At 57.2% G+C, this 6730-nt stretch carries 7 protein-coding genes and 6 pseudogenes; 10 read left to right on the top strand and 3 right to left on the bottom strand.

What is annotated here, in order from left to right; translation table 11 throughout:
* The 5 genes and pseudogenes from rplD to rplV form a co-directional block, all read left to right on the top strand.
* Positions 1 to 154: 50S ribosomal protein L4 (gene rplD / locus ACN0RJ_RS23090; protein ID WP_417725833.1), on the top strand; the 154-nt coding region annotated here is incomplete at its 5' end.
* Positions 151 to 441 (top strand): annotated as a pseudogene (locus ACN0RJ_RS23085) (50S ribosomal protein L23). The gene rplD and the pseudogene ACN0RJ_RS23085, both read left to right, overlap by 4 nt.
* Positions 442 to 696: 255 nt before the next feature.
* Positions 697 to 1466 (top strand): annotated as a pseudogene (rplB, locus tag ACN0RJ_RS23080) (50S ribosomal protein L2).
* 3 nt (positions 1467 to 1469) lie between these two features.
* Positions 1470 to 1748, top strand: coding sequence for a 30S ribosomal protein S19 (gene rpsS, locus ACN0RJ_RS23075; protein WP_068315468.1), 279 nt, complete (start codon positions 1470 to 1472; stop codon positions 1746 to 1748).
* A gap of 3 nt (positions 1749 to 1751) precedes the next feature.
* Positions 1752 to 2108: pseudogene (gene rplV / locus ACN0RJ_RS23070) on the top strand (50S ribosomal protein L22); the annotation flags it as partial.
* A gap of 28 nt (positions 2109 to 2136) precedes the next feature.
* Here the strand turns inward: rplV and ACN0RJ_RS23065 are convergent.
* Complete coding sequence (locus ACN0RJ_RS23065) at positions 2137 to 2337, bottom strand: hypothetical protein (protein ID WP_417725834.1); 201 nt, start codon at positions 2335 to 2337, stop codon at positions 2137 to 2139.
* Between ACN0RJ_RS23065 and ACN0RJ_RS23060 the strand changes: the two genes are divergently transcribed.
* The 3 genes and pseudogenes from ACN0RJ_RS23060 (at position 2253) to rplP (ending at position 3206) form a co-directional block, all read left to right on the top strand.
* A complete protein-coding gene (locus tag ACN0RJ_RS23060) occupies positions 2253 to 2552 on the top strand; it encodes a hypothetical protein (protein ID WP_417725832.1) in 300 nt (99 codons plus the stop codon). The genes ACN0RJ_RS23065 and ACN0RJ_RS23060 overlap by 85 nt on opposite strands.
* Positions 2549 to 2737: a hypothetical protein gene (locus ACN0RJ_RS23055; RefSeq protein ID WP_417725831.1), complete on the top strand. Its 189-nt coding sequence runs from the start codon at positions 2549 to 2551 to the stop codon at positions 2735 to 2737. The genes ACN0RJ_RS23060 and ACN0RJ_RS23055 overlap by 4 nt, the downstream gene beginning before the upstream one ends.
* Before the next feature lie 68 nt (positions 2738 to 2805).
* Positions 2806 to 3206 (top strand): annotated as a pseudogene (rplP, locus tag ACN0RJ_RS23050) (50S ribosomal protein L16).
* 923 nt (positions 3207 to 4129) lie between these two features.
* Here rplP and ACN0RJ_RS23045 read toward each other — a convergent pair.
* Positions 4130 to 4507, bottom strand: a complete 378-nt coding sequence (locus ACN0RJ_RS23045) for a TIGR02466 family protein (protein ID WP_417725830.1) — start codon at positions 4505 to 4507, stop codon at positions 4130 to 4132.
* A gap of 226 nt (positions 4508 to 4733) precedes the next feature.
* Positions 4734 to 4997, bottom strand: coding sequence for a hypothetical protein (locus tag ACN0RJ_RS23040; RefSeq protein ID WP_417725829.1), 264 nt, complete (start codon positions 4995 to 4997; stop codon positions 4734 to 4736).
* Between the two features lie 1046 nt (positions 4998 to 6043).
* Here ACN0RJ_RS23040 and rpsQ point away from each other — a divergent pair.
* Positions 6044 to 6261 (top strand): annotated as a pseudogene (rpsQ, locus tag ACN0RJ_RS23035) (30S ribosomal protein S17).
* A 75-nt stretch (positions 6262 to 6336) separates the two neighbouring features.
* Positions 6337 to 6706 (top strand): annotated as a pseudogene (gene rplN, locus ACN0RJ_RS23030) (50S ribosomal protein L14).
* The last annotated feature ends 24 nt before the right edge of the window (positions 6707 to 6730 follow it).

Genomic DNA, 6730 nt, shown 5'->3' with positions numbered 1-6730 from the left:
CGCAGTGAACGAGGGCTTTGCCCGCGCCGCCGCGAACATCGAAGGTCTGGACGTGCTGCCCTCCGTCGGCGCCAACGTGTATGACATCCTCAAGCGTGACACCCTGGTGATCACCAAGGCGGGTGTCGAAGCTCTGGAGGCTCGACTGAAATGACCGCTAAGGCACAACACTACGACGTGATCCGCAAGCCGATCATCACCGAGAAATCCACCATGGTCGGCGAGAACGGCACCGTGGTTTTCGAAGTGGCGATCGACTCGACCAAACCCCAGGTCAAAGAGGCCGTCGAGGCGCTCTTCGGCGTGAAGTGAAGGCGGTTAACACCACCATCACCAAGGGTAAACCAAACGTTTTCGCGGCATGGCGGCAAACGTAAGGACGTTAAAAAGCTATGTGACGCTCGAGGAAGCAATTCTATCGACGTCTCGACTGGTCTCTGATAGAGAGACGGGTCTCGGCCCCGCTGATACGGCGGGGCCGGACTATTCAGAAAAGTTCTGATTTGTCAGTAACGGATGGAACTGTCCACGGCGTCCCGATTCGGGGTGTCGTTTGGGCCATTTTGTGTGGAACAGGTGGAAACGCTCGGGCCTAAACGGAACAGGTCGCGCTCACGAAGGCGCACGTAAGACAGAGCAAACGGAAGACGAAATGGCACTAAGTCATGTAAGCCGACGACGCCTGGCCAACGTGGGTTGGTTCCCATCGACCGTTCGGAGCTTTAAAAGGTCGCCCCGTCGTCCTTACTGAGGGTTTGTCGAAGTCGGGCGGTCGAACAGTACCGGACGGATCACATCCGCCGCCGAGGCGGCGGGGCGAAGCGTCTCTATCGTATCGTAATTTCCGACGCAATAAGTTTGACGTATCCGCTGATAGAACGTATCGAATATGACCCGAACCGCACCGCGTTCATCGCGCTGTGAAATATGAAGACGGCGAGCAAGCCTATATCCTTGCTCCTCAGCGTTTGGCTGTAGGCGACAGGTGATCGCATCTGCAAAGCCGACGTTAAGCCAGGCAACATAATGCCGTTCTCCGGCATGCCAATTGGTACACCGTCCACAACGTCGAGCTCAAGCTGGCAAGGTGGTCAGATTGCTCGTGCCTGTTTCTACGCCAATTCGTTGGTCGCGATGGTGGCTACGCTCAGATCCGCCTTCTTCGGGTGAACTGCGTATGGTCCGTCAGGAATGCATGGCCACCGTTGGTGCGTATCCAGCGACAACTCAACCAGAACCCGGTAAAGCTGGTCGTATCCGCCACAAGGCGGCGTCCATCGGTCCGTGGTGTTGTTATGAACCCGATCGACCACCCGCACGGTGGTGGTGAAGGTCGTACCTCGGGTGGTCGTCACCCGGTGACGCCATGGGGCAAGCCGACCAAAGGCAAGCGCACCCGCAACACCAACAAGGCGTCGCAGAAGCTGATCATCCGCTCGCGTCACGCCAAGAAGAAGGGGCGGTAATCCATGTCGCGTTCCGTCTGGAAAGGTCCGTTCGTCGACTCTTATGTCCTGAAGAAGGCAGAGAAGTCGCGCGAGTCGGGTCGTAACGAAGTCATCAAGATCTGGTCGCGCCGCTCGACGATCCTGCCCCAGTTCGTGGGTCTGACGTTTGGCGTCTACAACGGCCAGAAGCACATCCCGGTCAACGTGTCCGAGGACATGATTGGTCAGAAGTTCGGCGAATACGCACCGACCCGTACCTACTACGGTCACGCCGCCGACAAGAAAGCGAAGAGGAAGTAAGCCATGGGCAAGGATAAGAATCCCCGCCGCGTGGCAGACAACGAAGCAATGGCGGCAACCCGCATGCTTGGCGTTTCCCGCAAAATGAACCTCGTAGCTCAGACGGTCCGTGGCAAGAGAGTGACAAGGCCCTTACGGACCTCACTTTCTCCAGCAAGCGTATCGCAGCAGACGTGAAGAAATGCCTTCGGTCCGCTATCGCTAACGCCGAAAACAACCACAATCTCGACGTCGATGAACTCATCGTTGCAGAGGCTTGGGTTAAAAGAACCTGACCATGAAACGCGGTCGTCCGCGTATCGTAGCCGTTTCAGCAAGATCATGAAGCCGTTCGCTGAAATCACCATCAAGGTGCGTCAAGCGAGAACAAAACTAATGGGTCATAAGGTCAGCGATTGGCACGCCTCCAGGTCAACTGCCTGGGACAGCCCTGGTACGCCGATACAAGGACTACGGTGATCTTCTTCTCGAAGACATCAAAATCCGCGCGTTCGTCAAAGAAGAATGCAAGCAAGCCGGCATTACCTGCATCATCGAACGTCCGCACAAAAAGTGCCGTCACAATCCACTGCACGCCCCGTGTCATCATTGGCAAAGAAAGGCGCAGATATCGAAACCCTGCGCAAGAAAATCGCCACGATGACAGACGGCGAACTGCACCTCAACATCGTTGAAGGCGCAAGCCCGACTGGACGCTGTTTCGTTTCCGAGAGCACGCACGCAGCCAGGCTGGTGTCCTTCCGCCGCGCAATGAAACGTGCCGTACAAAACGCAATGCGCACGGTGCCCTCGGCACCAAAGTGAACGTTACGGGCCGTCTCGGTGGTGCTGAAATCGCGCGTACTGAATGGTACCGCAGGTCGCGTTCCGCTCCATACACTGCGTGCAGACATCGACTATGCACCTTGAGCAAAACGGCTTACGGCATCATTGGTATTAAAACCTGGATCTTCAAAGGCGAGATTATGGACACGACCCAGGGCTCGTGACCGTCGCGCTGAAAGCCAAGCTGGTCCGGCGCCTCGCGGCGACCGCGGCCGTCATGGAGACCTGAGCCATGCTTCAGCCGGCGTACTAAATTCCGCAAAGCCCACAAGGCCGTATCCACGGTGACCGAGCAGTTCTGATCTGAACTTCGGCACGTACAGCCTCAAAGCCCTGCAACCCGAGCGTAACTGCGTCAGATCGAAGCTGCACGTCGTGCCATGACGCGTCACATGAAGCGTCAAGGCCATGTTTGATCCGCATCTTCCCTGACCTGCCCGTTACATCGAAACCGACCGAGGTTCGTATGGGTAAAGGCAAAGGTTCCGTGGATTATTGGCATGTAAGGTCAAACCTGGCCGCGTAATGTTCGAAATCGACGGTGTGTCGGACGACATCACGCGCGAAGCGCTTCGCCTCGCTGCAATGAAGTTGCCGATCAAAACTCACACTGTGGTTCGCGAAGACTGGTAAGGTCGCATGGCGCGCAAGCGTTTACGATCAGCGTGCGCAGTTGCTTTGTAAGCAAAAGCGACGAGCGCACCAAGGTCTAAAGATAGAAAGCCCCGTCAGAAATGGCGGGGCTTTTTACCCGGTTCGTATCGTCGCGGGCGGGGTCGCCTTTTCGCACCACAGATTTGACAGGGTGGCTTCAATCCACGCACATCGTCGTGGATGCAACACACAAAAGGGAGATCTCTATGTCCGACGCACTATCGTCGGCGAGCGCAATGACGCTTTGCCACAGCCAACGCAGTTCGAGCCGAAACCGTTTAAAAGGCCGTCGCGAGCCACTGGAGTTCGAGGTCGTGATGACGCAGAGTCTACCGAGCGCAAAAAGAAAACAGGCGTTGTGCAGGTCAACATCCCCGATTCTCGCCTGCGCCTCTATTGCGACGAGCAGACGCCCGTGGGTGACGACACCGCACCGCCGCCTTTGGCTTTCGCGCGGGGATCGTTCTGCTGATGACGCACCACGGACATTTACACCGCTCGCGGGATCAAGATTAAATCGATGATCGAGCAAAAGGTCAGGTTCAAGACCAACCTGTCAACGATGCGCGGATGGCCGCACGACAGAAGGCTCCACCGAGCACATCGAAACCCACGTCTTGATCGACGGCGATGAGCCGAAGAGCGTATCCGTGATCTGATGGAAGAGGCGGAGAATTCTGCATGGCCCACTTCGCCCTGCGCAACCCCATCCCATGGCGTTCACGCCTGCTGCACAACGGCAAAGTGATGAGCCAGCGGTAGGGCGAAGTGGAAATGCCCCGTCGCGTGTTTGGCGGGGGTTATTATAACATCTTCGGGCTGTTCATAGGCGGGGTGACCGTCTCAAGCGGTGGTCGAACCGTTACTCTCCCCACCGATAGTTAAAACTCACCGACACCCGATCAAACTCGCTTTGGTTCATCACGACCGTGGCGTAGCCAACTTTCCCAGAGCATCACATCACCGACCCGGGTTTCAGGTAGATGAAGTCGCATCTCGCGCCGTGCGTCTTTGAGGCGAGGAGGGGCGGCCATCATGCGTGAATGGCGCGGGTCTTCGAGGCGGAGCGCCGAGGCCCCTTCCGGCATCGCCACGGTCGTCCCCGAGATCCTGGGAATGCGGATGGATGTGGGCCGAATGATAGGCCCTTCGGGTAGGATGTTGATCCATAGATCTTCGAGCACGAGTTTGCGATCATCGAGGTTGAACTGCAAATCCTGCGCAAAGGCAGCAACGTGTTTGTCGAGGCGACCATGTCCTTGAACACCGGAAACCGCCACGGCAGGTCGGTCAGCGGGCGTAAGGTGTAGCAGGATAGTTGTTGTCCTCGCACCACTGGTAGCGCCTGTCATCCTCAGCGATGGAATAGCAATGACCAACTCCTCCCGCTGATTTCTACCGCTCGGCGGGCTATAAAGGGGGCAAAGGATGTCGCGGTTGGTAATCTCCCGTGCGGTGGCGGGATTTTGCCACACGTGGCCGGAAAGGCGTCTCGGGCGATTTTCGTCAAATCCCCCACATATTGGCGGTGAACGATGCATATTGCGGTGGCGGCGACCGCTGGAAACCTGTTGCTTTCAGAGCGGGCTGGCTGCCGCTCACCAATACCAGTTGCACGCCCATGCGCTTGACGATTGGGGCTCGACAAACTAATGACCGGATGCGCGAGTTTCTGAGGAAACCGAACACTCGGACCTGTTCCTTGAGCGGATGTTCGAATTGGGCAACGGCCGAAAAAATAACCTTTGCGGCTACGCCGAAAATCGCCAAGTCGCTGCAAGACATGTTTGCGAAGGATCTCAAGGACGAGAAAGAAGCCACTGCCTTTTACAAAGGCCGCGAAAGCTGCCTATGAGGCGGGTGATCTCAAGTCGAAAATTGTTCGGGCCCATCGCGATTGACGAAGTTGGCCCAGAGCTGGCTGGGTGCAACTGAGCCTGATCGAGCGGATCGGTGAACAGAATCACGCGTCGAAATATGCTCTGCCGGTGAGGCAGAAGAAGAATAACAACGCCGGGTTTCGGCCCGCGAGATCCCTGCGAAAGCCCCGTGCTCTGTGCGCGGGTTTTACGCTGATAAAGATGTGATGTGGCACGCGGCGCGGGGCGGGTTAAGGTGGAGCTATAGAAATATATTGTCGCTTTCCTCCTGCCGCCACCGCTCGCCGCGGACCCCCCGTAATCGAAGCAGTCAAGGCTGCCCGTTCAGGGAAGGCGGCGCATTTGACGTCCGCTGTCGCATCCTGATACGGGGTGGGATCCGCCGACGGTTGGCGGGTGTTGGCTCCTGACGGGACCGAGTTGGTCCACCGCGTCTGTTTCACCACATGTCGATGAGCACCCTTCACTCGCTCCCTGTCAGCGTGGAGATCTGACGGTGTGATCGAGGTGAAGATCGAAGCCCGTGATACCCAGAGGGCTGGGCGGGGACGTATCCCGTTCAACTGCCAAATTAGCCACGTTTGTACGTTACTGGCAATCTGCCCTTGCCAGCATGGCCTTACCCCTTATGGAACGCATCGCGTGATTCCCGACAGAGGTCGTGTGCGTTGACGCAACCCACGGCTGAATGTCACCCCAAAGGGGACATTCCGGTGCCACTAGAATTAAGGAGAGCGAATATGAACCTTTGAGATGCGTGCCAAAACGCCGGACCAGTCCGCGAAGAATTGGCAAACCTGAAGAAAGAATCCTTCAACCGCGCTTTCAGCGGGCCACGGGTCAGCTCAGCACCGCTCGGATTGCAAAGCACGCCGCGCGGCAGCAGAAGCTATTCTGAACGAAAACCGCAGCAGCGGCTGGATAAGAACGACACCAATACCTAAATATTTTCCGGGTCGTAACCCGAACCAAAACGAACAAACTGTAACCGTGTCCGTGGAGCGCCGCTGAAGCACCGGTTCTCAAAAGACCATCGTAAGTCCAAAAGTACCGGGCTCGACGAAACGAACCAGTTCAACGTTGGCAATACCGTCCGTATTCAGGAATGTGCGCCGAAGTCGAAACCGAAAGCGGGAAGTTATTGTCTGATCTGATCAGATAAGCTTCCTCCCAGCTTAATCGAAACCTGGGAACGGCGCTGCAGGTACTTTAAGGTCGGGAGAAACTCAATGATCCAGATGCGGACCAATCTGGATGCCGGCACGACAACAGCGCGCTCGCCGTGTTCAGTGCATCAAGGTCCTCGGCGGCCCGCATCGCCGCTACGCATCGGTCGGCGACATCATCGTCGTCTCGGTGAAAGAGGCCATTCCGCGCGGCCGCGTGAAGAAAGGTGACGTCCGCAAGGCCGTCGTCGTGCGCACCGCCAAGGAAGTTCGTCGTGAAGATGGCACGTCGATCCGCTTCGACCGCAACGCGGCCGTCATCCTGAACAACTCGGGCGAGCCGGTCGGCACCCGTATTTTCGGGCCGGTGGTTCGCGAGCTGCGCGCGAAAAACTTCATGAAGATCATCTCGCTCGCCCCGGAGGTGCTGTAATGGCTGCTAAACTCCGCAAAGGTG

It is taken from the genome of Salipiger sp., from assembly GCF_048261495.1.
Taxonomy (GTDB): Bacteria; Pseudomonadota; Alphaproteobacteria; order Rhodobacterales; family Rhodobacteraceae; genus Salipiger.
Note: the sequence above shows the minus strand (reverse complement) of the source record. Positions and strands in the feature narration are given on the sequence as shown.